18 protein-coding genes are annotated in these 22,645 nt (G+C 62.6%); 7 read left to right on the forward strand and 11 right to left on the reverse strand.

Going from position 1 to position 22,645, the window contains the following annotated elements; genetic code table 11:
- Positions 1–10 precede the first annotated feature (10 nt).
- The gene (gene leuB, locus GE253_RS02020; RefSeq protein ID WP_153202446.1) at positions 11–1,123 is read right to left on the reverse strand and encodes a 3-isopropylmalate dehydrogenase; all 1,113 of its coding nucleotides are present in this window, start codon (positions 1,121–1,123) and stop codon (positions 11–13) included.
- 129 nt (positions 1,124–1,252) lie between these two features.
- Entirely contained in the window at positions 1,253–1,870 is a 618-nt protein-coding gene (gene leuD, locus GE253_RS02025; protein WP_153202447.1) for a 3-isopropylmalate dehydratase small subunit, read from the reverse strand.
- A 228-nt stretch (positions 1,871–2,098) separates the two neighbouring features.
- On the opposite strand from leuD, the gene GE253_RS02030 reads away from it, so the two are divergent.
- A complete protein-coding gene (locus GE253_RS02030; RefSeq protein WP_153202448.1) occupies positions 2,099–2,455 on the forward strand; it encodes a VOC family protein in 357 nt (118 codons plus the stop codon).
- 81 nt (positions 2,456–2,536) lie between these two features.
- Here the strand turns inward: GE253_RS02030 and GE253_RS02035 are convergent, their stop codons facing one another.
- The 4 genes from GE253_RS02035 to GE253_RS02050 all read right to left on the reverse strand — a co-directional run bounded on the left by GE253_RS02035 (position 2,537) and on the right by GE253_RS02050 (position 6,152).
- Positions 2,537–3,511 (reverse strand): tripartite tricarboxylate transporter substrate binding protein BugD, encoded by a 975-nt coding sequence (locus tag GE253_RS02035; protein WP_153202449.1) that lies wholly within the window; start codon positions 3,509–3,511, stop codon positions 2,537–2,539.
- Between the two features lie 60 nt (positions 3,512–3,571).
- On the reverse strand, positions 3,572–5,080 hold the full coding sequence (locus GE253_RS02040) for a tripartite tricarboxylate transporter permease (protein ID WP_153202450.1): 1,509 nt from the start codon (positions 5,078–5,080) through the stop codon (positions 3,572–3,574).
- A gap of 4 nt (positions 5,081–5,084) precedes the next feature.
- Positions 5,085–5,531 (reverse strand): tripartite tricarboxylate transporter TctB family protein, encoded by a 447-nt coding sequence (locus GE253_RS02045; RefSeq protein WP_153202451.1) that lies wholly within the window; start codon positions 5,529–5,531, stop codon positions 5,085–5,087.
- Between the two features lie 195 nt (positions 5,532–5,726).
- Positions 5,727–6,152, reverse strand: a complete 426-nt coding sequence (locus GE253_RS02050) for a helix-turn-helix domain-containing protein (RefSeq protein WP_153202452.1) — start codon at positions 6,150–6,152, stop codon at positions 5,727–5,729.
- Positions 6,153–6,235: 83 nt separating this feature from the next.
- On the opposite strand from GE253_RS02050, the gene GE253_RS02055 reads away from it, so the two are divergent.
- A complete protein-coding gene (locus GE253_RS02055) occupies positions 6,236–7,087 on the forward strand; it encodes a class I SAM-dependent methyltransferase (RefSeq protein WP_153202453.1) in 852 nt (283 codons plus the stop codon).
- Here GE253_RS02055 and GE253_RS02060 read toward each other — a convergent pair.
- Together GE253_RS02060 and GE253_RS02065 are read right to left on the reverse strand one after the other, a co-directional pair.
- A complete protein-coding gene (locus GE253_RS02060; RefSeq protein ID WP_153202454.1) occupies positions 7,079–8,185 on the reverse strand; it encodes an AbrB family transcriptional regulator in 1,107 nt (368 codons plus the stop codon). The genes GE253_RS02055 and GE253_RS02060 overlap by 9 nt on opposite strands.
- Complete coding sequence (locus GE253_RS02065) at positions 8,182–9,126, reverse strand: succinylglutamate desuccinylase/aspartoacylase family protein (RefSeq protein WP_153202455.1); 945 nt, start codon at positions 9,124–9,126, stop codon at positions 8,182–8,184. Before GE253_RS02065 ends, GE253_RS02060 begins: the two co-directional genes overlap by 4 nt.
- A 188-nt stretch (positions 9,127–9,314) precedes the next feature.
- Between GE253_RS02065 and GE253_RS02070 the strand changes: the two genes are divergently transcribed.
- Together GE253_RS02070 and GE253_RS02075 are read left to right on the forward strand one after the other, a co-directional pair.
- A complete protein-coding gene (locus GE253_RS02070; protein ID WP_153202456.1) occupies positions 9,315–10,178 on the forward strand; it encodes an N-formylglutamate amidohydrolase in 864 nt (287 codons plus the stop codon).
- Between the two features lie 15 nt (positions 10,179–10,193).
- Positions 10,194–10,817, forward strand: coding sequence for a flavin reductase family protein (locus tag GE253_RS02075; protein ID WP_153202457.1), 624 nt, complete (start codon positions 10,194–10,196; stop codon positions 10,815–10,817).
- A gap of 201 nt (positions 10,818–11,018) precedes the next feature.
- On the opposite strand, the gene GE253_RS02080 is transcribed toward GE253_RS02075, so the two are convergent.
- Positions 11,019–12,545, reverse strand: a complete 1,527-nt coding sequence (locus tag GE253_RS02080) for a UbiD family decarboxylase (RefSeq protein WP_153202458.1) — start codon at positions 12,543–12,545, stop codon at positions 11,019–11,021.
- Between the two features lie 368 nt (positions 12,546–12,913).
- Here GE253_RS02080 and GE253_RS02085 point away from each other — a divergent pair, with 368 nt between their 5' ends.
- Entirely contained in the window at positions 12,914–15,859 is a 2,946-nt protein-coding gene (locus GE253_RS02085) for a methyl-accepting chemotaxis protein (protein WP_173012450.1), read from the forward strand.
- 35 nt (positions 15,860–15,894) lie between these two features.
- On the opposite strand, the gene aroC is transcribed toward GE253_RS02085, so the two are convergent.
- Together aroC and fabI are read right to left on the reverse strand one after the other, a co-directional pair.
- Positions 15,895–16,971, reverse strand: coding sequence for a chorismate synthase (aroC, locus tag GE253_RS02090; protein ID WP_153202460.1), 1,077 nt, complete (start codon positions 16,969–16,971; stop codon positions 15,895–15,897).
- 7 nt (positions 16,972–16,978) lie between these two features.
- Entirely contained in the window at positions 16,979–17,839 is an 861-nt protein-coding gene (fabI, locus tag GE253_RS02095) for an enoyl-ACP reductase FabI (RefSeq protein WP_247878428.1), read from the reverse strand.
- Here fabI and GE253_RS02100 point away from each other — a divergent pair.
- Both GE253_RS02100 and GE253_RS02105 read left to right on the forward strand, forming a co-directional pair.
- Entirely contained in the window at positions 17,832–19,262 is a 1,431-nt protein-coding gene (locus tag GE253_RS02100) for a YihY family inner membrane protein (protein WP_173012451.1), read from the forward strand. The two genes, fabI and GE253_RS02100, sit on opposite strands and share 8 nt — an antisense overlap.
- Before the next feature lie 340 nt (positions 19,263–19,602).
- The gene (locus GE253_RS02105) at positions 19,603–22,530 is read left to right on the forward strand and encodes a TonB-dependent receptor (RefSeq protein WP_211101316.1); all 2,928 of its coding nucleotides are present in this window, start codon (positions 19,603–19,605) and stop codon (positions 22,528–22,530) included.
- Positions 22,531–22,645: the final 115 nt, after the last annotated feature.

Here is a 22,645-nt window from a genome sequence, read left to right on the forward strand (position 1 = left end):
CCCGGCCCGCTCAGGCGGCGATTAGCTTGTCCATTTCGCGCAGGATGCTGTCGGCCATGACGGAGGTGGACACCTTGGCCATGCCCGGCTGCATGATGTCACCGGTGCGCAGGCCGGTGCCCAGCACGTTCTGCACCGCGTTTTCCAGAATGTCGGCATCTTCCTGCAGGTCGAACGACCAGCGCAGCGCCATGGCGAAGGACAGGAACATGGCAATCGGGTTGGCCAGATCGCGGCCGGCAATGTCCGGGGCGGAACCATGCACCGGCTCATACAGGGCCTTGCGCTTGCCCTGCGCATCCACCGCCCCCAGAGAGGCCGACGGCAGCATCCCGATGGAACCGGTCAGCATGGACGCCTCGTCCGACAGGATGTCGCCGAACAGATTGTCGGTGACGATCACGTCGAACTGCTTGGGGTTGCGCACCAGTTGCATGGCAGCAGCGTCGGCCAGCATGTGGGACAGTTCCACATCCTGATATTCGGCCTTGTGCAGGGCGTTCACTTCCTGACGCCACAGCAGGCCCGACTCCATCACATTGCCCTTGTCGGAAGAGCAGACCTTGTTGCCGCGCTTGCGCGCCAGCTCAAAGGCCACGCGAGCAACACGGTGGATTTCGTGCGTGTCATAGACCTGGGTGTTGATGCCGCGACGTTCGCCATTCGGCAGATCGATGATGCCGCGCGGCTCCCCGAAATAAACGCCACCGGTCAGTTCGCGCACGATCATGATATCCAGGCCGCGCACCACTTCCGGCTTCAGCGTGCTGGCATCCACCAGCGCGTCGAACACCTGGGCCGGGCGCAGGTTGGCAAACAGGCCCATTTCCTTGCGCAGACGCAGCAGGCCTGCTTCCGGGCGCTTGTCAAAGCCCAGATTTTCCCATTTCGGGCCACCCACGGCGGCCAGGATCACGGCATCCACCGCCAGGGCGCGAGCCATGGTCTCATCCGTCAGGGGCGTGCCATGCGCGTCGTAGGAGCAGCCGCCGACCAGACCTTCCTCAAGCTGGAACTCCACCCCGCGCTTGCGGCCGTACCAGTCGATCACACGCCGCAGCTGGCGCATGACTTCAGGACCGATACCATCGCCCGGCAGCAGCAGCAGCGAACGCTTCGACATGACGGAAAACCCCTCGAATGAATAGGCATGATGAAGGACAGCCCCTACTGGGCTGCCCGGAGTTCTAAACCGATTGGCGGCTGCCGCCAAGTGTGACGGCAGCCGCCCTTTGGACCCTTCGGCGCAAGGTCAGGAGGCCGAAGCCCAGAGCCAGGGCTGGGACTGCTTGTTCGATGCTTCGAACGCATCGATCGACGGCGCGTTGCGCAGCGTCAGGCCGATATCGTCCCAGCCATTCAGCAGGCATTCGCGGCGGAACGGCTCCACGTCAAAGCCGATCTTCTCCCCATCCGGCAGGGTGATCTGCTGGGTTTCCAGATCGACGGTGAACGTGGCATTGGCGCCATTATCGGCGGCGGCCATCAGCTTCTCGACAATGTCCACCGGCATCGGGATCGGCAGGATGCCGTTCTTGAAGCTGTTATTGAAGAAGATGTCGGCGAAGCTGGGGGCGATGACGCAGCGGATGCCGAAATCAGCCAAAGCCCAGGGCGCATGTTCGCGCGAGGAGCCGCAGCCGAAATTGTCGCCGGCGATCAGGATAGAGGCATTGCGGTAGGCCGGCTTGTTCAGCACGAAATCGGCCACTTCCTGCCCGTCCTTGAAGCGCATGGAGGCGAACAGGCCGGCACCCAGCCCGGTGCGCTGGATCGTCTTCAGATATTCGGCAGCAATGATCATGTCGGTATCGACATTCATCAGCCGCAGCGGGGCGGCAACACCGGTAAGCTGGGTGAATTTCTGCATGTGACTTTACCCGGACGATTGGCAATGGAACCTGCCATTCTTCTGCCATGTCGCAGTGCGGCCGCGCAACACATGATCGTTGTAAGGCTGGTCTGCGACAGATGCTTGCGTAAACTCCCCCTTCCCTCGCCTGCCCCCGAAATTTCCCAGCCACAACCATGGTGTCGGGGCTATGTCGCCCCCATCTGCTATCGGGAAGATCGCCACCCCTTGTTTTATGGAGGCATCATGCGTCTGTTCAGGGTGACTTTGCCGGTCGCGTCGGTGGAAAGCGCCGCCCGTTTCTATGGCACCGTTCTGGCCCAGGCCGGCACCCGTGTGGCCCCCGACCGCCATTCGTTCGAGGTGGGACAGGTGCGGCTGGATTGCCGGCAGGTGGCCGGCGGGATGCCCATTCCCCTCTCTGAACCCGTCTGTTTCGCCGTGCATGATCTGAAGGAATTCCGCCAGCGTGTCTTGGCGGCAGGCAGCGACACGCCCAGCGATATTATTGTGGAGCCCTCCGGCGAGCGCAGCTTCCATTGCACCGACCCGTCAGGCAACGCGCTCTGCTTTGTCGAAGCCGGCACGGAAAGAACAAACTGATGGCAATCGCCCTTGATCGTGACCGATCCAGGGCGATTTTGTGTTCCCCCATGCGCCGGGCGGGCGCTGATCGATTTAGCCTCAATCCGCATAAACCCCCGCCGCCTGGATCAGCGGGCGCCAGCGGTCGATCTCCGTCCCCACGAAATCACCCAGCGCCTTGGGCGTGGCGCGCGCCTCCGCCACCGGTTCGGTGCCCAGCTCGGCGAAGCGCTGCTTCACCGTTGCATCCTTCAACGCCACCTTCAGCGCCGCGTTCAGCTTGGTCACCACGGCATCCGGCGTGCCCTTCGGCGCGTAAAGCCCGTGCCATACCGCCACCTCCACCCCCGGCAAACCGGCCTCCCGCGTGGTGGGCAGGTCGGGCAGTGAGGCGACGCGGGTGGGGGTGGTGACGGCATAGGCCTTGACCGCCCCACCCTTGATCTGGCCGGTGGTGTTGGTGGTCTGGTCGCACATCAAATCCACCTGACCGCCGACCAGATCATTCATGGCGGGACCGGTGCCCTTGTACGGCACCGTGGTCAGGGGGGTTTGCAGGGCCTGCATGAACAACATGCCACACAGGTGGGAGGCGGCGCCCACGCCGGCATTGGCCAGCGTCACCTTGTCCGGGTTGGCCTTCACATAGGCCACCAGTTCCTTCAGATCCTTGGCCGGAAAGTCCTTTTTGGCCACGATGGTCATCGGCACATCGGTGACCAGCCCGATAGGGGCGAAATCCGTTTTCGGATCATAGGCCAGCTTGCGATAGAGCGTGGCGGATGTCGCCTGCCCGATATGGTGCAGCAGAATCGTATAGCCATCCGGATCGGCCTTGGCCACCCGACCGGCCCCGATGGTGCCGCCGGCCCCGCCGACATTTTCCACAATCACCTGCTGGCCCAGCGTCTGGCTCATCGATTGGGCGACAAGGCGGGCCACCGTATCCGTCGGCCCGCCAGCGGAAAAGGGCACCACCATGGTGACGGGGCGGCTTGGGAAATTCTCTGCCAGGGCGGGGGCAGAGCCCAGGGCCAGGGCGAAGGCGGTGACGGCAAGGGTGCTGAAACGCATGGTTATTTCCTCCCAGGGATTGGTTCTGTCGTTATTGCGTTTGGGGATGGGCGTTACGCTTCACTCTTCTTCGTGGAACACCTCCTCCCGGCGTTTGCGGATGGCGGGCAGCAGCACCAGAATCAGCAGCCCTACCGCCACCAGCAGCAGGAAGGCCGAGAGCGGGCGGTTGACGAAAATCATCGGGTCGCCGCGGGCGATCAGGAAGGACCGGCGCAGGTTCTCCTCCATCAAGGGGCCCAGCACGAAGGCCAGCAGCAGGGGCGCCGGCTCAAACCCATGCTTGACCAGGAAGTAGCCGACCGCCCCGAACAGGGCGACCAGCATCACCTCGATCCCCGACGAATTGATGGAATAAACCCCGATGCAGCAGAACATCAGGATGGCCGGGAACAGGATGCGATAGGGCACCTTCAGCAACCGCACCCAGACACCGACCAGCGGCAGGTTGATGATGACCAGCATCAGATTGCCGATCCACATGCTGGCAATCATGCCCCAGAACAAGGTGGGGTTTTCAGTCATCACCGCAGGGCCGGGCACGATGCCCTGAATGGTCATGGCCCCCACCATCATCGCCATCACCGCGTTGGGGGGGATGCCCAGCGTCAGCAGCGGGATGAAGCTGGTCTGCGCCCCGGCATTATTGGCGCTTTCCGGCCCGGCCACACCTTCAATGGCACCCTTGCCGAAACGCTGTGGCGTGCGGGAGATTTTCTTTTCCAGCGTATAGCTGGCATAGGGCGCCAGCACGGCCCCGTTTCCGGGCAGGATGCCCAGCACGGAGCCGATGCCAGTGCCGCGCAGCACCGGCATGATGCTCTGTTTGATATCGGCCCAGGTGGGCATCAGCCCGGTGATCTTCGCCCCCAGAATGGTGCGGTCCTGGGTCTTCTCCAGATTGCGCAGGATTTCCGCCACACCGAACAGGCCCACGGCCAGCGTGGTGAAATTGATCCCCTCCGCGATCTGGGCGATGCCCAGGGTCAGGCGTTGTTCACCGGTTTCGATATCCGATCCCACACAGCCCAGCAGCAGCCCGACAATCACCATCGCCACCGCCTTCAGCACCGATCCGCTGGCCAGCACGATGGCGCCGATCAGCCCCGTCAGCATCAGGGCGAAATATTCCGGCGGGCCGAAATTCTGTGCAAAGCTCGCCAGAATCGGCCCGAACAGGGCCACCAGAAAGGTGGCAACGGTGCCGGCGAAGAAGGAACCCAGGGCAGCGATGGCCAGCGCCGGACCGGCGCGGCCCTGGCGGGCCATCTGGTGCCCGTCCAGCGTGGTGACGACCGAACTGGTTTCCCCCGGCATATTCACCAGAATGGCCGTGGTGCTGCCGCCATATTGCGCACCATAATAGATGCCGGCCAGCATGATCAGCGCGCCCAGCGGGTCCAGGCTGAAGGTGATGGGCAGCAGGATGGCGATGGTGGCGATGGGGCCCAGCCCCGGCAGCACGCCGATCAGCGTGCCGACCAAGGCCCCGATGAAGCAAAGCGCCAGGTTGGTGGGCGTGCCCGCCGCACTGAACCCCAGCGCCAGGTTGGAAAAGACGCTATCCATGGGCTCACATCCGCGGCCAGACGGGGAAGGGCAGGTCCAGCAGGACCACGAACAGCAGCACCGCCAGCCCGATCAGCACGACCGACGCCACCAGCGTTTCCCGCCATTTCAGTTCCGGCGAGGCAAAGGCACTGACCAGGAACAGCAGGCCGGACGCCAGCACCAGACCCAGCGGCCGGATGGTCAGCCCGAAAACCAGGATGGCCCCCAGCAGCGGCAGCCCGTGCCGCAGGTTCAGGCTTTCCAGCCCATGCCCGTCCAGCACCAGCGAGCGGACGGCCAGCACCAGCCCGACCAACCCGGTCAGGGCGGCCAGCACGGTGGGGAAATAACCCGGTCCCATGCGTGAGGCGGTGCCAAAGCGCAGATCGCCGATTTGCGAAAATGCCAGGGCGGCCAGCGCGATCAGCGCGATGCCGCCCACCAGATCCTGGGGGCTACGTACACGCATGGCGCCCCCGCAGGCATGATTGATTGCCGTCGGATTGCTTCATCCAGCCGCCCTCCCTTTGCCGGTCACGTTATGCCGGCCGGGGCCGGTTCGTTCCGATCGATATATTGAATTGATGGTAGCGCGGGTGCTGGGAGCCGGCAATCCCGCTGCTCAACAAACCATTGCCGTCCCCGACCAATGTCGTGGGAGCGATCAGAAGGGGGCCGTCTCCGCCTTGTCCCGGCTGAAGAATCCATGGGCCGCCGCATCCAGGATCCGCCGGAAGGTGGGGCATTCCATATGGCGGGGGGCTGGGCAGGCGGCGGCATGGCGTAAACCGTCGCGCATGGCCATCAGCCGGGCAATGGTGCGGTCCAGTGCGTCGGCCTTATCGGCCAACATCTGCCGGTTCAGGGCGGGGACGCCATCGTCCCCCAGCATGGGGCCGATTTCCGCCAGGGTGAAACCGGCGGCACGGCCCAGCGCCACCAGCGCCAGCCGTTCCAGCACCACAGGTTCGTAAAGCCGGCGCAGACCCCGGCGTCCCACGGGGGCGATCAGGCCCTTTTCTTCGTAAAAGCGCAGGGTGGCCGGGCTCAGGCCGGATTTCCGCGCCACCTCGCCAATATCCAGCAGCATGAAATCGCCCCTTGACCTCAAGTGAACTTCAAGTGGCAGCATGTTGCCATTCCAACAGGTTTGGCAAGTGAAGGGAGATCAGAATGACCGAGAAAGCAGCCCCATCCCCTGGTCCTGGAGAAGATCAGGCACAGCTCTGGAATGGCGCGGCGGGCCGCGCCTGGGTAGAGGGGCAGGCGATGATGGATCATATGCTGCACCCGTTCCAGGAACGGCTGGTCGCCGCCGTGGCGGTGCGGCAGGGGGAACGGGTGCTGGATGTCGGGTGCGGCACCGGTGCCGTCACCCTGGCTTTAGCCAAGCTGCAGTCGGTGGACGCGGTGACGGGTATTGATATTTCCGCCCTCATGTTGGCCGCGGCGGAGGCGCGCCGATCTGCTGCTGGTGTGGCGGCGCGCTTCCTGCTGGCCGATGCGGAAAGCCATGATTTCACCGCCGCTGGCTTTGACAGGGTGGTGTCGCGCTTTGGGGTGATGTTCTTTGGTCAGCCGGTGGCGGCCTTCGCCAATCTGCGCCGGGCCACACGGCCGGGGGGCGCGCTGCATTTCTTTGCCTGGCGCGGGGTGGCGGAAAACAGCTTCATGACCCTGGCCGAACAGGTGGCAGCCCCCCTTTTGCCGACATTGCCGCCCCGACGGCCCGGTGCCCCCGGCCAGTTCGCCTTCGCCGACCGTGACCATGTGCTGGGTATTTTGCGCGACTCCGGCTGGGGCGGGATCGACATCGCGCCGGTTGATGTGGAATGCAGCCTGCCGACGGATCAGCTGCCAACATATCTCACCCGCTTCGGTGCTTTGGGGCGGGTGATGGAGGGGCTGGAGCCCAACCGGCGGCAGGATGTACTGGCCCACCTGCTGAATGCCTTCGCCCCCTTTATCCAGGCAGAGAAGGTGCTGTTCACGGCTGCCTGCTGGCAGGTCACGGCCCTATCGTGATGGAGGAGCACCCCGCCTCTCCGCCCAGCGGCGCCAGAGGTGGAAGGCGGGTGGGGCCAGCAGCACGATCAGCATGATGCGCACAATATGATGGGTGGCGACGAAGGCCACGTCGGCGTGCAGCGACAGGGCCACCAGGCTCATCTCCGCCAGCCCGCCCGGCGCATAGGCCAGGATCAGCCCCGGCAGGGGCAGCCCGGTCAGCAAATGCAGCAGCGTCGCCATCACCAGCGTCACCGACAGCAGCAGGATGGTCAGCCCGATGGCGACCAGCAAGGTGCGGGCGATCTGTACCAGCGGAACGCTGGCGAAGCGGGCGCCGATGCTGGCCCCGATCACCACCTGCGCCGCCGCCACCAGCAGGCCCGGCGGCTTGCCGGACATCATGCCGGCCAGATGCAGGGCAGCGCTCAACAGCATCGGGCCGACCAGCATCCCCGCCGGCACCCGCAGCCGCTTGGCCAGCGGGGCGCCGGCGGCACAGAGCGCCATCATGGCATAATCCTGCCAGGGCAGGTCCAGCAGACCGGGGCCCAGGCCGCGCAGGCTCCAGTCCCGCCCGGCCGGGTCATAGCCGGGCAGGGCCTGAAAGGCGAAGGGGATGGTCAGCACCACCAGCATGACCCGCAGGCTGTGGCCCAGCGCAATGGTGCGGTCATCGCCGCCCATCGCCCCACCCATCATGACCATTTCATTGAAACCGCCGGGCATGGCGGAGAAATAGGCCGTCACCCGGTCATAACCGGCGGCCTTTTTCAGATAGAACAGGCCGGCACTGGCGCAGATCACGATATAGAGTCCCAGCCCCGCCAGACTATAGCCCCATTCCCCGATATGGGAGAGCAGGGAGGGGCGGAAGGCGCTGCCCAGCATGATGCCCAGCACCGCCACCATCCAGCTGCGCAGCGCCGGCGGAATGCCCACCGGCAAGCGGGACAAAGCCGCGATGGTGGTGGCCAGCATGGCTCCCAGCATGAAGGCCAGCGGCACATGCAGCCGAAAGAACAGATAGCCACCCCCGGCCCCCAGGCACAGGGCGGTGAAAAAGGCGCGGCCGGGAATGCCGCGCCGGGCAGGCTTGGTGCTGGCGGCGCTCATCTCTCGATCATGCCCAGCCGCACGGCGGTATGGCCGATGGCCGGCAGGCGGCTGGGCATGATCAGCACGCAATCATCATGCGGGGTACGGATGGCGCGGTCGCCATCCTGCGCGATCAGGGTGCCGGCGGCGGGGATGATCTCCATGCCGTTCATTTCCCTTACGAAACGGAACTGCTCGCTGCCTACGGTAATGGTTTCCGTCACCCGGACAAGCCTTGGCGGCGGCTGCGGGCCGGATGGCAGCCATGGGGCCAGCGCGGGTTTTGCCACCACGCCGCACATGTCCAGAAACCGGGCGGTGATGGCCCAGGCGGTGGCAAGCGTATCGGCGGCCCAATGCTGGCCGCATTCCGCCAGCAGCGCCAGGGCATGGCCGCCCTGAAATTGCGGATGGTCGATCAGCCGGCTGCCATCGGCATGGCCCTGGTCGGCCACGATCCAGCCGGGCAGCCCCAGTTCCCGCGCCAGGGCGGCCGCAGCGGCGCTGCGCCCGGCCAGCATCAGGGGAATGGGATCATGCAGCATGGAATGCAGGTCCAGCACCCGGTCGGCCGTGGCCAATATCGGCCACAGGGTCTGGGCGCGGGCCTGTTCTGCCGTGCGGGCCGGACCCGTCAGCCGTTCCGGCGCCCAGACCCGGTTCATATCCTCTTCCCCATAGCGGGATTGGGCGGGGTAGCGCGGATCGAACTGCTGAAAGGCCGATACATTGGCGAAGATCAGGCTCAGCCGGCCCTGGCAGGGGCGGATGTTGCATCGCAGCAACTGATCCAGCACAATGGCGCCAGCATATTCATTGCCGTGTATCAGAGCCACCAGGGCGACATGCGGGCCTGGATGCACGCTGTCGAACTGCCAGACATAAGGAATGCCCCGATTGCCTGCCTGATGGCGGGATATATCGGGCGGTGGCACGCAGACGGGTGGAAGGCTCTTCATCCGCAACTGCCTTTTGCATCATGGGTTTGCGGTCCCGTGCGCCGGTCTGGCATGACGGCTTGTCCCTCGACGGGGGACGGTCTTGACTGTATAGGGTCCAAGACAGTTTGATGAAAGACGGATGGCAAGTTTCCCTGCCTTCCGTGTCCGTTAGGCGGAGCCTGCCCCTTGAGCCCGAGAGAGCGCCGATGAGTCTGGTAATCGACGATGTCGTCGTCCGGCATGATCCGGTCGGTGCGCCGATTCCGGTCCTCTTCGATTCGCCGCACAGTGGCACCCGCTACCCGGCCGATTTCAATTTTGTCTGCCCGCTGCCGCTGCTGCGTCAGGCAGAGGATACCCATGTGGACGAGCTGTTCAACATGGTGCCGGATTTCGGGGCAACCTATCTCTGCGCGCTTTTTCCGCGCTCCTATATCGATGTCAATCGGGCGCCCGATGATATTGATCCGGCCATGCTGGAGGGTGAGTGGCCCTCGCCCGTGAACCCGTCGGGCAAAAGCCTGGCCGGCATGGGGCTGGTGCGTCATCTCTGCCGCCCCGGAATGCCGATGTATGATGGCCGCCTGCCGGTATCGGTGGTGATGGACCGGCTGGAAAATTACTGGCGGCCTTATCACGATCTGCTGGCGGCATCCCTGGATGATCTGCACAGCCGGTTCGGCACCGTCTACCATATCAACTGCCATTCCATGCCCAGCTTCGTCATCGGGCCGGAGCGGGAGACACCGGATTTCGTGCTGGGCGACCGCGACGGTTCCACCTGCGAGGCGGGCTTTACCCGCATGGTGGCGGAAAGGCTGCGCGCCATGGGCTATAAGGTGCGCATCAACGATCCTTACAAGGGGGTCGAACTGGTGCGCCGTTATGGCCTGCCGACGCGGGGGCGCAATTCCCTGCAACTGGAAATCGACCGGCGCCTCTATATGAACGAGGAAACGCTGGAGATTCATGAGGGGTTTGAGGTGCTGCGCCGCGACCTCTCCCTGCTGGTGGCGGAAATCCGCGATTATGCGCAGCGCCGTGCCGCCGCGCGGGCGGCGGCGGAATAAGGGAAGGGCCGGGCGATGGTGGCGGATTTTCATGTCTATGAACCCGCCGCCGGTCACGGTCTGGCACATGACCCGCTGAATTCCATTGTCGGCCCCCGGCCCATTGGCTGGATTTCCAGCCGGGGGGCGGGTGGGGTCAATAATCTGGCCCCTTACAGCTTCTTCAACCTGTTCAATTACCGCCCCCCGATCATCGGCTTTGCCAGCACCGGCTGGAAGGACAGTGTCGCCAATATCCAGGAAACCGGGGTTTTCGCCTGGAATCTGGTGACGGAGCCATTGGCCCGCCCGATGAATGAAACGGCGGCCATGGTTTCCCGTGAAACCGATGAATTCGCGCTGGCCGGGCTGACCCCGGCCGCTTGTGCGAAGATCGACGCCGCCTATGTGGCGGAAAGCCCTGTCAGTTTTGAATGCCGGCTGACCCAGTTGATCCGCCTGACCAACCACCAGGGGGCGGCGATCGACACCTGGCTGGTGCTGGGGGAAGCGGTGCTGATCCGCATCCATCAGTCCCTGATTGAGGGCGGTGTCTATGACACGGTGAAATCGGCCCCCGTGCTGCGTGGTGGCGGCCCGGCGGATTATTTCACCATTTCAGAGGCGGCGAAATTCAAGATGGGCCGGCCGGGAACGTGAGGGGCTGGCTTATACCAGCGGCACGGGCCGCGCGGCGGCAGTCGCAGCATTACCATCGGTCAAGAATTTTGACCGATGGCATTTGAGTCCGTCTGAAAATTTTCTTTGCATTTCCAATATCGTAACCGTCATTCCCGCCTGCGCGGGAATGACGGTTAAGATGCGGGTAGAATAGCAGAAGCGCCCCGGCAGCTCCTATCCTTACTTCCAGATCGGCTTGCCGCTGCCGGGCAGGCCCAGCTTGCCCCACATGTCGCTCACCTTATCCACCGTGCCCTGATCCATGAACAGCTTCTCCCCCCATTCCCGATGGGTTTCCGGGGGCAGTTTGTTGGTGGCGTCCATGCCGACCTTGCCGCCCAGACCGCTTTCCGGGCTGGCGAAATCCAGGTAATCGATGGGTGTGCCCTCGATCATGGTGATGTCGCGCACGGGGTCCATGCGGGTGCTGATCGCCCACATCACGTCCTTCCAGTCGCGCGCATTGATGTCGTCATCCACCACGATGACCCATTTGGTGTACATGAACTGGCGCAGGAAGGACCACACGCCCATCATCACCCGCTTGGCGTGGCCGGGATAGGCCTTCTTCATCGACACCACGGCGATGCGATAGGAACAGCCTTCCGGCGGCAGCCAGAAATCCACGATCTCGGGGAATTGCTGCTGCAACAGGGGGATGAACACCTCGTTCAGCGCCTCGCCCAGCACGCTGGGTTCATCGGGCGGGCGACCGGTGAAGGTGGACAGGTAAATCGGGTCACGCCGCATGGTGATGGCGGTGACGGTGAAAACCGGGAACGGCTCCACCGAGTTATAATAGCCGGTATGGTCGCCATAGGGCCCTTCATCGGCATATTCATCCAGGCTGACATAGCCTTCCAGCACGATCTCAGCATGGGCCGGCACCTTCAGCGGTACCGTCTTGCATTCCACCAGATCGACCTTTTTGCCGCGCAGCAAGCCGGCGAACTGATATTCCGACAAGGTGTCCGGCACCGGCGTGACGGCGGCCAGGATGGTGCCGGGATCGGCTCCCAGCACCACCGCGGCGGGCAACGGGTCGCGCTTGCCCGCCTGTTTCCAGCGCTGGTGATGCTGTGCACCGCCGCGATGTTTCAGCCAGCGCATGATGGTCTTGTTCTTCCCCAGCACCTGCATCCGATAGATGCCGAGGTTGAAATTATCCTCCCGCTTGCCGTCCTTGTCATCATGCGTCGGCCCCTTGGTGACGACCAGCGGCCAAGTGATCAAGGGGGCGGGCTCCCCCGGCCAGCAGCTTTGCACCGGCAGGATGGACAGGTCGATTTCATCGCCGGTCAGCACCACCTCCTGGCACGGCGCCTTGGAGACGGAGCCGGGGCGCATGGCCATGACCTGTTTGGCCAGCGGCAGCATGGCGAAGGCTTCGCGCAGGCCCCGCGGCGGCTCCGGCTGTTTCAGGAAGGCCAGCGTCTCCCCCACCTCCCGCAACTGGTGCGGTTCGCGCTCCATACCCCAGGCCACGCGCTCCACGGTGCCGAACAGGTTGATCAGCACCGGCATGGTGCTTTTGCTGCCATCGGCCTTGATGACATTCTCAAACAGAACCGCCGGGCCACCTTCGGCCAGCAGGCGGGTGTGGATTTCCGTCATTTCCAACTGGGTGGAAACCGGCTCCTTCACGCGGACCAGACGACCGGTTTCTTCCAGCTTGGTGATGAAATCGCGCAAGGAGGCATAGGGCATGATGGGCGGCCTGCGGCAGGTACGGATGGGCGCGTAACATCGGTGCCGGCGGCGGCAAGGTCAAGGCTCCGCGCCAAAACACCGCTCGATGGTCGCTCGGCGCTAGCCGGTTGTATAGGTACTTGGCCATGGCGTGACGACAGATATCCGCTAAATTTTCAAACGAGCTGTTCTGATTGAGAATCTGGGAATTAAGGATATCTGAAGGTCACAGCCATGATTTTGGGATAAAGTGAAGAACATGTAATAATTCGTTCTTCTTTTTCCCGCTTCTTTTCGTGTGGTCTCCCTTTTCTCCGTTCAGCATACAATGAACGATGTTCAATTTTTCATTCATCCCCCAAGTTGGGGATATGGCGGGGCATGTCATGCGGGACAATGGGCCGGTTACCAATCGTGAAATCGAGATAGCCGACGGCGAACTGCTGGTATCGAAAACCGATACGGCGGGGCGTATCACCTTTGTGAACGCAGCCTTTGTGGCGATCAGCGGCTTTGCGGAAGCGGAATTGCTGGGACAGCCACACAACATCATCCGCCATCCCGACATGCCCAAGGCAGCCTTCGCCGATCTGTGGGAAACAGTGAAGTCGGGACGTCCCTGGGAAGGGATCGTGAAAAATCGCTGCAAGAATGGCCATCATTACTGGGTGCGCGCCAATGTGACGCCGGCAATTGAGGATGGGCAGGTTACCGGCTACATCTCCATTCGCTCCAAGCCCTCACGCGGCGATATTGCGGCGGCAGAGGCCCTTTACGAGAACCTTCGCCGTGGTGCTTCCGCTGGGGTGGGCTTGCGTGGAGGGCTGGTACAGACAACCGGCATCGTCGCGGGTGCGCACCGCTGGATTGATTCCATCCGTGGCCGGTTGATGCTGGTCTTTGCGGTGATGCTTATGCTTCAACTGGTTATCGGTCTTGTCGGTAATCGGGGAATCAATAACGAACATGGCCGTCTGGCTGAACTGAATACCCAAGCTGTGCAGCATTTGCGCGGGCTGAAGATTATCTCCGATGCCTATGCCGTTTTCATTGTTGATGCCTCTCATAAAGTGCGTAACGGCAACTTCACCTGGGATGAGGGCATCCATTCGATCGAAAGGGCGAAGATCGATATCGCCAAAGAATGGACGGCGTTTACCGGTGCGGCCACGGAGGTCGATGAGAAGGAGAATATTGCCAAGCTCTCCCACCTGATCGCGCCGGCCGATCAAACCGTCGCCGATCTGCTTGCCGCCATGCGCGCGAAAGACAGGGCGAAGCTGGACGATCTGGTCAAAAGCCAGCTTTATCAAACTATCGATCCGGTGACGGAGGTCATCAGCAACCTGACGGATATCCAGATTGGCCATGGTCCCAGGTTCCTGGCCGAAAGTGCGGCGGAATTTCGTTTGATATTCTGGCTGCAGGTGGCGATCGGTTTGGTCGGCCTCATATTGACCCTGTGGTCAGGCTGGTGGTTGTCCGAGACGGTGCGCGCACCGCTCCGGGCCATGCGCGCCGCCTTCGATGCCATTGTTGCGCAGCGATATGAACAGCGGATCGAGATGACGCGCCTGCGGGAGTTTCAGGGCATCTTTGGTCAGTTGCGGGCGACGCGGGCGAAACTGGCCTTTAATGCGGAGGAACGCCAGACCCTGGACGCCAAGGCGAAGGCGGAGACCCGATCACGGCTGCTGGAAACCATCCAGGCGGTGGAGGCCGACATGGTCTCCACCTGGCAGGGGGTGGAACAGAGTTCCCAGCGGGTGGCAACCGGGATGAGACGGCTTGGCTCCGCCATGGGGCAGGTGCGTGACAATGCGGTCTCCCTGTCAGCGGTGGCCGTGCAGACCTCTGCCAATGCGCAGAATGTCGCCGCAGCGACAGAGGAATTGGGCGCATCGGGCGATGAGATCGCCCGGCAGGCAGCCTTATCCAGCCAGGTGGTGGTGCGCGCCGTCAGCAGCGCCCGCGAGGCCGAGAGGGCTGTGGAGCACATGGCCGAGGCGACCACGGAGATTCAGCAGGTGGTCGGTTTGATCGCCGACATTGCCGCGCAAACCAACCTGCTGGCGTTGAATGCGACAATTGAGGCCGCCCGTGCGGGTGACGCCGGCAAAGGCTTCGCCGTTGTGGCGGGTGAAGTGAAAAGCCTGTCGACACAGACGCGCAATGCCACCGATGACATCGCCCAGCGCATCACCGCCGTTCAGCAGGCGGTCACCGGCAGTGTGGAGGGAATCCGGGCGGTTATCCGGGTGGTGGAGGAAATCAATCAGGCTGCGGCGGTAACGGCAGAGGCGGTAACGCAGCAATCCTCCGCCAGTGCGGAGATCGGGCGCAATGCCGATGAATCGGCCGTGGGGGCAACGCGCGTTTCAACCAGTGTCACCCGCATCAGCCAGGAGATTGATGATGCCTCATTGGTCGCCGATGAGGTACAGGCCGGTGTTCAGGACAGTCAGCAGGCGTTCGGCGCGCTGCGTAACCGGATGCTGACCACTCTGCGCCAGTCGATCACCGGTGATCGCCGCATCCTGGATCGCATCCCGACAGACCTGCCGGTGCAGGTGACGATGGGCGGCGAGGTACATGCCGTGCGCCTGCTGGATATTTCACATGACGGGGGGCTGCTGTCAAAAACCGACGATCTTGTTTTTGAACCCGGCCTGCTGATCATGGTTGATATTCCCGGTCTGGATGTTCTGAAGGGCAGGGTTGTCGGTGCCAGTGATCAGGGTATCCATCTGAATTTCGAAGGCACGCCAACCGTGATGGAGAAACTGGCGGCCTTCGTCCAAAAGCTGACCGACCAGGAAAGCCGGTTCATCAAGGGCGCACAGGAGGCGGCGGGTCGCATCGGGTCAATTCTGGAAAAGGCGGTCCGCGACGGTCAGATCAAGGAAGACGACCTGTTTTCCAATAACCTGACATTGGTGCCCGGCACGAACCCGCATCAATATACGTCGCCGTTCAATGAATTGACGGATCGCCTGTTCCCGCCGGTGCAAGAGGAGATGCTGGCGATGGACCCCGCCGTGCAGTTCTGTGCGGCGGTCAACAGCGCCGGCTATCTGCCAACCCATAACAAGAAATATTCTGAACCCCATCGGATGGGCGAACGCGACTGGAACATGGCGCATAGCCGGCATCGGCGCCTGTTCGACGATAATGCCGGATTGGCAGCGGCCCGTAATCCCCGGCCCTTCCTGATCCAGTCCTATCTTCGGGATATGGGGGCAGGGCAGATGGTCAGGCTGATGGAGGTTGATGCGCCGATCCAGGTGAATGGCCGGCAATGGGGCAATGTCCGGCTTGCCTACCGTAAATGATGGGGCCCGCCACCGCTTCGGCGGTGGCGGGAAGATCAACCCAGCGCGCGGGCGCGTAGGAAATGATCGGCCAGCACGGTTGCCATCATGGCTTCCCCCACCGGCACGCCACGGATACCGACGCAAGGGTCGTGCCGGCCCTTGGTCAGAATCTCCGTCTCATTCCCATGCACATCCACGGTCAGGCGCGGGGTGAGGATGGAACTGGTGGGCTTCACGGCGAAGCGCACCACGATATCCTGCCCGGTGGAAATGCCGCCCAGGATGCCGCCGGCGTGGTTGGACAGGAAAACCGGCTTGCCGTCCGGCCCCATGCGCATTTCATCGGCATTGGTTTCGCCGGTCAGGGCGGCGGCATCGAACCCGTCACCGATCTCAACGCCCTTTACGGCGTTGATGGTCATCATGGCGCAGGCCAGATCGCTGTCCAGCTTGTCATAGATCGGTTCGCCCCAGCCGGCGGGCACGCCAGAGGCCACAACCTCGATCACCGCACCGACCGACGATCCGGCCTTGCGCACGCCTTCCAGATATTCCGCCCATTGCTGGGCAGCCAGCGGATCGGGGCAGAAGAAGGGGTTCTGGTCGACCTGGTCCCAGTCCCAGCGGCTGCGGTCGATCTTGTGCGGACCCATCTGCACCATGGCGGCGCGGATACTGATGGGGCCGGCCTGTTCCAGCACGCGGCGGGCCACCGCGCCGGCCGCCACGCGGCTGGCCGTTTCCCGCGCGCTGGACCGGCCACCGCCCCGGTAATCGCGGATGCCGTACTTCGCCATATAGGTGAAGTCGGCATGGCCGGGGCGGTACTTGTCCTTGATGTCACCGTAATCCTTGGACCGCTGGTCCTCGTTTTCGATGAACAGCATGATCGGCGTGCCGGTGGTGACCCCTTCAAACACGCCGGATTTGATCTGCACCCGGTCCGGCTCCTGCCGCTGGGTGACATACTTGTTCTGGCCGGGCTTGCGCTTGTCCAGGAAGGACTGGATGAACGCCTCATCCAGCGCCAGGCGCGACGGCACCCCATCCACGATGCAGCCAATGGCGGGGCCATGGCTTTCGCCGAAGGTGGTGAACCGGAACAGGGTGCCGAAGCTGTTGCCCGCCATGATGTGATCAGCCCTCGCCCATGCCGGCCAGCAGCTTGCCGGTTTCAACGGCGGCATCCACCTGCACCATGCCCACCGTATGATAGCCAGCATCGACATGCAGGTTTTCACCCGTCACGCCGGCGCCCAGGTCGGACAGCAGGTACAGGCCGCTATTGCCGACCTCGTTGATGGTCACGTTGCGGCGCAGCGGGGCGTTCAGCTCGTTCCATTTCAGGATATAGCGGAAATCGCCAATGCCGCTGGCGGCCAGCGTCTTGATCGGGCCGGCGGAGATGGCATTGACCCGGATGCCTTTGGGGCCCAGATCATTGGCCAGATACATCACGCTGGCTTCCAGGGCGGCCTTGGCCACACCCATCACATTATAGTGCGGCATCACCTTTTCCGCCCCATAGTAGGAGAGCGTCAGCAGGCTGCCGCCTTCCTTCATCAGGGGCACGGCGCGCTGGGCGACGGCGGTGAAGGAATAGCAGCTAATGTCCATGGTGCGCAGGAAATTGGCGCGGCTGGTATTGAGATACAGCCCGTCCAGCTCGCTCTTGTCGGAAAAGGCGATGGCGTGAACGACGAAATCGATCTCGCCCCACTTCGCCTCGATCTCCTTGAAGGTGGCGTCGATGCTGGCCTCGTCCGTCACGTCGCAGGGCAGCAGGATGTCCGATCCCACCTGTTCGGCCAGCGGCTTCACCCGCTTCAGCAGGGCGTCGCCCTGATAGGTGAAGGCCAATTGTGCACCATGGGCGGCCACGGCCTGGGCGATGCCCCAGGCGATGGAACGGTCGTTGGCGACCCCCATGATCAGGCCGCGCTTGCCCTGCATCAGGGTGCCGGTGGCCGGGGTCGTGACGGTTGCTGTATTGCTCATTCTCTTGCTCTCCAGCATGGCCTTTGCCGTGCCTGCGGGGGAGGTACGGCGTGGCCATAATTGGCGCGCATCCTACACGAACGTTCATAAGGGTCAAACGGATGCGGCTGGAAGCCGGGTGGCGGAAATGGGGGCGCTGATGCGGGGTATGATGGCACGGTTGGGAGGAAAGCAGAATGGGCGGCCCTGGCGGTTGCTAAGCGATGCGGGAGCCATCATCGCCCATACGGTGCGCCGGTTCAGCCGCGATGGCGGCTTCATCATGTCCGGTTCGCTGACCTATACAACGCTGCTGGCCCTGGTGCCGCTGCTGACTGTCACCTTCGCCATCTTCACGGCATTTCCAGCCTATCGCCGGATGCGCGAACAAGCGGAAAGCCTGCTGTTCCAGACGCTGGTGCCACAGGTGGGCGATCAGGTGCAAAGCTATGCATCGACATTCATGGCCAATGCAGGGGCCTTGACCGGATTCGGCGCTATCGGCCTGTTCGTCACCTCGATTCTGCTGTTTTTCTCCATTGAGACGGCCTTCAACCGCATCTGGCGCCAAGTGGAACCGCGCGCTTTCGTGACGCGACTGCTCTCTTTTTGGGCAGTGTTGACGATGACACCGCTGCTGATGGGGGCCAGCCTGTCGGTGGGGGCCGGCATCGTGGCGCAGGCCCAGGCGGCCGGCGCGCCGGGCCTGACCCTGCTCTGGACCCTTGTTACTTTCGCAGCAGAAGTGCTGGCTTATAGCGTGATGTATCTGGCCATTCCCAACCGGGATGTGAGGGTGCGCGATGCGCTGGCCGGTGGGACTGTGGCAGCGTTGCTGACTGAAATATCCAAGGCCGGCTTTGTCTTCTACGTCACTTTGTTTCCCACCTATGCCTCCATCTATGGCGCCTTGTCGGTGGTGCCGATCTTTCTGTTCTGGCTTTACACCGTCTGGTCGGTGGTTTTGTTTGGGGCGGAACTGACAGCAACCCTGCCGGAATGGCGGGCGGGACGGATGACAGAGGGCGGAGCCGACGGGCTGCTGTCCGGGCACCGGCTGGTGGTAGCCCTGGCCGTGCTGGCCGAACTGCACCGCGCTGCCAAACTGGGGGTGGGGGTGCGGCGGGAAACCCTGGCGGCGCGCATTCCCGTGGGCAGCATCATCATTTCAGACATGCTGGAAAGCCTGCGCGCCGCCCATTGGGTGGACCGCACCAGCCGCAATGCCTGGATCGCCAGCCGCGACCTTCATCAGGCCACGCTGGATGATCTGCGCCGTTCCCTCAACCTGACGATTCGGGGGGATCTGCTGTCCGTGGGGCGTCTCAGCACACCATGGCAACCCGAGGTGGCTCGGCTGTTGGCCGATGTTGATACACACGACCGGCAGGCGCTATCTGTTTCATTGGCAACGATTTTTGCAATGCAAGAGAAGGATTTTTGACAGCCCGCGGGTTCGTGTTGCCACTTTGTAACGGCGTGGTGACATGCATTGCTGCCAATTTGCCCTCTCTGCGTAAATTTTGTTCAAAAATGCCCTGATACCGGTTCGAGGAGTGCAAAACTGCAACGGTCTTGAGCAATGTTGAGTCACCGATGTGAAACACCTATTGCAAGCGCGAGCGATTAGATTGTTATTTGCGGGCAGCAGCCATGCGGCCCGCCTTTCCCATCATAAGGGCGGGGCCCGTCGGTCTATCCGGACGCAACTGGGGTGGATCGCGGGATTAAGGGCAACCCAATGCGGCGTTCGACATGGGCGTCTGAACAAGGGAAAGAGATAGATGAAGCAGTCCGTATATCCGTCGCGGTCCGTGCGCAGCCTTCTGCTGGCCGGTGCCGCTGCTGGCATGATTACCCTGCCGGCGCTGCCCGCCATGGCGCAGGATCAGGTAGAAGAAATCGTTGTCACGGGTTCGCGTATCGCCTCCCCCAATCTGGTTTCCACCAGCCCGATCACCTCGGTCGGTCAGGAAGAAATCAAGCTGAGCGGTACCACCCGCGTTGAAGACCTGATCAATCAGCTGCCGCAGGCTTTCGCCACCCAGACCAGCAGCATCTCCAACGGTTCGACCGGTACCGCGACGGTGAACCTGCGCAATCTCGGTTCTACCCGCACCCTGGTGCTGGTTGACGGCCGCCGTCTGCCGGCCGGTTCCCCGGGCGATGGCGGTTCCGCCCCCGATATCAATCAGATCCCCTCCGCGCTGGTGGAGCGTGTCGAAGTGGCCACCGGCGGCGGTTCTGCCGTGTATGGCTCCGACGCTATCTCCGGCGTTGTGAACTTCATCATGAAGGACAATTTCGAAGGCGTGTCCTTCGACTATCAGTTCTCCTTCTACCAGCATAATAACAACAACAAGGTCGGCGACGTCGTCCGCACCCGCGGCTTCCCGCTGCCCGATGACAGCGTGACCGACGGCTTCACCCGCGACGCCACCGTCGTGATGGGTGCTTCCACCGAGGATGGCCGCGGCAACGTCACGCTCTATGCCGGTTATCGCAAGATCGACCCGATCACCCAGGCCAAGCGCGACTATTCCTCCTGCGCCCTGGGTTCGACCGATACGGCCTTCACCTGCTCCGGTTCCGGCACGACCTTCCCGACCCGCTTGGTTGTGGTTGGCGCCAGCGGCACGATGGCCAACGCAGTGCTGGATAACAGCACGGGCCAGTTCCGCGCCTTCACCGGCAACGACACGTATAATTACGGCCCGATCAACTACTTCCAGCGTCCTGACGAACGTTACACGCTGGGTGGTTTCGGCAAGTACCAGATCAACGAACATGTCACTGCCTATACGCAGCTGATGTTCATGAACGACCAGACGGTCGCACAGATCGCCCCGTCGGGCGTGTTCGGTCAGCGTTTCACCATCCGCTGCGATAACGCCCTGCTGAGCGCTGCCCAGCGGACCCAGATTTGCGGCGCCAACCCGACCGCCAATCAGACTTTCCTGACTTCCGTCTATCGCCGTAACGTCGAAGGCGGTGGCCGTCAGGATGACCTGCAGCACACCTCCTATCGCATGGTCGGTGGTTTCAAGGGCGACTTCGGTGGCTGGGACTATGACGTCTATGGCCAGTACGCCCGCGTCAATTTCTCTGAAACCTATTATAACGACTTCTCGCTCTCCCGGACCGCTCAGGCGCTGGATGTCATCCGTGACAGCTCCGGTAATCTCGTCTGCCGCAACAGCGCTGGCGACTGCGTCCCCTATAATATCTTCACCCCGAATGGCGTGACGAAGGAAGCCCTGGCCTACCTGCAGACCCCGGGCTTCCAGCGCGGCTATACGGAGCAGAAGATCGCCAGCGGTAGCGTCTCCAAGGATCTGGGCGATTATGGCCTGACCCTGCCGACCGCGACCACCGGCATTGCCATCGCGCTGGGTGCAGAATATCGCGAAGAATACATGTCCCGCACCGTGGACACCGCCTTTGCCAGCGGCGATCTGGCCGGTCAGGGTGGTGCGACCAAGGGCGTTGAGGGTGGCTTCGATGTCACCGAACTGTTCGGCGAAATGCGTGTTCCGCTGGTGGAAGACGCCCCGTTCGTCAAGCAGCTGACCCTGGACCTGGGTTACCGCTATTCTGACTATTCCAACTTCGGCACCACCAACACCTACAAGATCGGTGGTGACTGGTCGCCGGTTGACGATCTCCGTTTCCGCGGCGGCTATAACCGCGCTGTTCGTGCGCCGAACGTGCAGGAGTTGTTCACCCCGCAGACCAAGGGGCTGTTCAACATGACCTCCGATCCCTGCGCGGGCACCACGCCGGCCTTCACGGCCGCCCAGTGCGCCAATATGGGCGTGACCGCTGCCCAGTATGGCAAGATCCTGGACAATTCCGCCGGCCAGTATGGTTCGCTGGATGGTGGCAACCCGAACCTGCAGCCGGAAACCTCCGACACCTACTCCATCGGCTTCGTGGCCACCCCGTCGGTGCTGGACGGCTTCTCGCTGTCGGTCGATTATTTCAGCATCAAGATCAAGGACGTTATCGACACCGTGCCGTCGGCGCTGGCGGTGACGAATTGCGGCCTGACCGCCAACCCGGCTTACTGCGCACTGATCAAGCGTGACCCGCTGACCGGCATCCTGCACACGGTTCCGGAAGCCTATGTCGAAGCCACCAATGTCAATATCGGCTCGCTGAAGAGCTCCGGTATCGATATGGAAGCCCGCTATAGCTTTGATCTGGAAGATATCGGCGTCAATGATGCCGGTGCGCTGTCCTTCCTGATGGCCGGTACCTGGATGGATAAGTACGTCAAGGAACCGCTGCCGGGCGAAGGCACCTTCAACTGCGTCGGCCTGCATGGCTCCACCTGCGGCGTTCCGACGCCGAAGTGGCGTCACCGTCTGCGTACCACCTGGGCGACCCCGTTCGATTTGAACCTGTCGCTGACTTGGCGCTATGTCGGTTCGGTGAAGAACGAGGCTGCCTCGTCCAACCCGCTGCTGAAGGGTGACATCAACGCCATCGATCGCAAGATCGACGCCTTCAACTATTTTGATCTGGGCGTGAGCTATTCCGCGACGGAGAACATCACCATCTCCGGCGGTATCAACAACCTGTTCGACAAAGACCCGCCGCTGATGAACAGCTCCACCTATGCCTCTGTCTATGGCAACGGCAATACCTATCCGGGTACCTACGACGCCATGGGCCGTTACATTTTCATGGGTGCGCAGATCAAGTTCTGATCCTGGTAACAGGGACAGTATTGATTGGGATGGCGGGGCTTCGGCCCCGCCATTTTTTTGTGCCCGGCCGCTGGGCAGATAAAAGAAAAGGGGCGCGACCCTTGGCTGGTCGCGC

It is taken from the genome of Niveispirillum sp. SYP-B3756, from assembly GCF_009495745.1.
Taxonomy (GTDB): Bacteria; Pseudomonadota; Alphaproteobacteria; order Azospirillales; family Azospirillaceae; genus Niveispirillum.

What these genes read in the sequence shown, in the direction of transcription:
- GE253_RS02085 (WP_173012450.1), top strand. Translation starts at nt 12,914, where the DNA reads ATGCGGGACAATGGGCCGGTTACCAATCGTGAAATCGAGATAGCCGAC.
- GE253_RS02065 (WP_153202455.1), bottom strand. Translation starts at nt 9,126, where the DNA reads ATGAAGAGCCTTCCACCCGTCTGCGTGCCACCGCCCGATATATCCCGC.
- GE253_RS02035 (WP_153202449.1), bottom strand. Translation starts at nt 3,511, where the DNA reads ATGCGTTTCAGCACCCTTGCCGTCACCGCCTTCGCCCTGGCCCTGGGC.
- GE253_RS02045 (WP_153202451.1), bottom strand. Translation starts at nt 5,531, where the DNA reads ATGCGTGTACGTAGCCCCCAGGATCTGGTGGGCGGCATCGCGCTGATC.
- leuB (WP_153202446.1), bottom strand. Translation starts at nt 1,123, where the DNA reads ATGTCGAAGCGTTCGCTGCTGCTGCTGCCGGGCGATGGTATCGGTCCT.
- GE253_RS02070 (WP_153202456.1), top strand. Translation starts at nt 9,315, where the DNA reads ATGAGTCTGGTAATCGACGATGTCGTCGTCCGGCATGATCCGGTCGGT.
- GE253_RS02040 (WP_153202450.1), bottom strand. Translation starts at nt 5,080, where the DNA reads ATGGATAGCGTCTTTTCCAACCTGGCGCTGGGGTTCAGTGCGGCGGGC.
- fabI (WP_247878428.1), bottom strand. Translation starts at nt 17,839, where the DNA reads ATGAGCAATACAGCAACCGTCACGACCCCGGCCACCGGCACCCTGATG.
- GE253_RS02080 (WP_153202458.1), bottom strand. Translation starts at nt 12,545, where the DNA reads ATGCCCTATGCCTCCTTGCGCGATTTCATCACCAAGCTGGAAGAAACC.
- GE253_RS02060 (WP_153202454.1), bottom strand. Translation starts at nt 8,185, where the DNA reads ATGAGCGCCGCCAGCACCAAGCCTGCCCGGCGCGGCATTCCCGGCCGC.
- GE253_RS02050 (WP_153202452.1), bottom strand. Translation starts at nt 6,152, where the DNA reads ATGCTGCTGGATATTGGCGAGGTGGCGCGGAAATCCGGCCTGAGCCCG.
- GE253_RS02105 (WP_211101316.1), top strand. Translation starts at nt 19,603, where the DNA reads ATGAAGCAGTCCGTATATCCGTCGCGGTCCGTGCGCAGCCTTCTGCTG.
- aroC (WP_153202460.1), bottom strand. Translation starts at nt 16,971, where the DNA reads ATGGCGGGCAACAGCTTCGGCACCCTGTTCCGGTTCACCACCTTCGGC.
- GE253_RS02075 (WP_153202457.1), top strand. Translation starts at nt 10,194, where the DNA reads ATGGTGGCGGATTTTCATGTCTATGAACCCGCCGCCGGTCACGGTCTG.
- leuD (WP_153202447.1), bottom strand. Translation starts at nt 1,870, where the DNA reads ATGCAGAAATTCACCCAGCTTACCGGTGTTGCCGCCCCGCTGCGGCTG.
- GE253_RS02030 (WP_153202448.1), top strand. Translation starts at nt 2,099, where the DNA reads ATGCGTCTGTTCAGGGTGACTTTGCCGGTCGCGTCGGTGGAAAGCGCC.
- GE253_RS02055 (WP_153202453.1), top strand. Translation starts at nt 6,236, where the DNA reads ATGACCGAGAAAGCAGCCCCATCCCCTGGTCCTGGAGAAGATCAGGCA.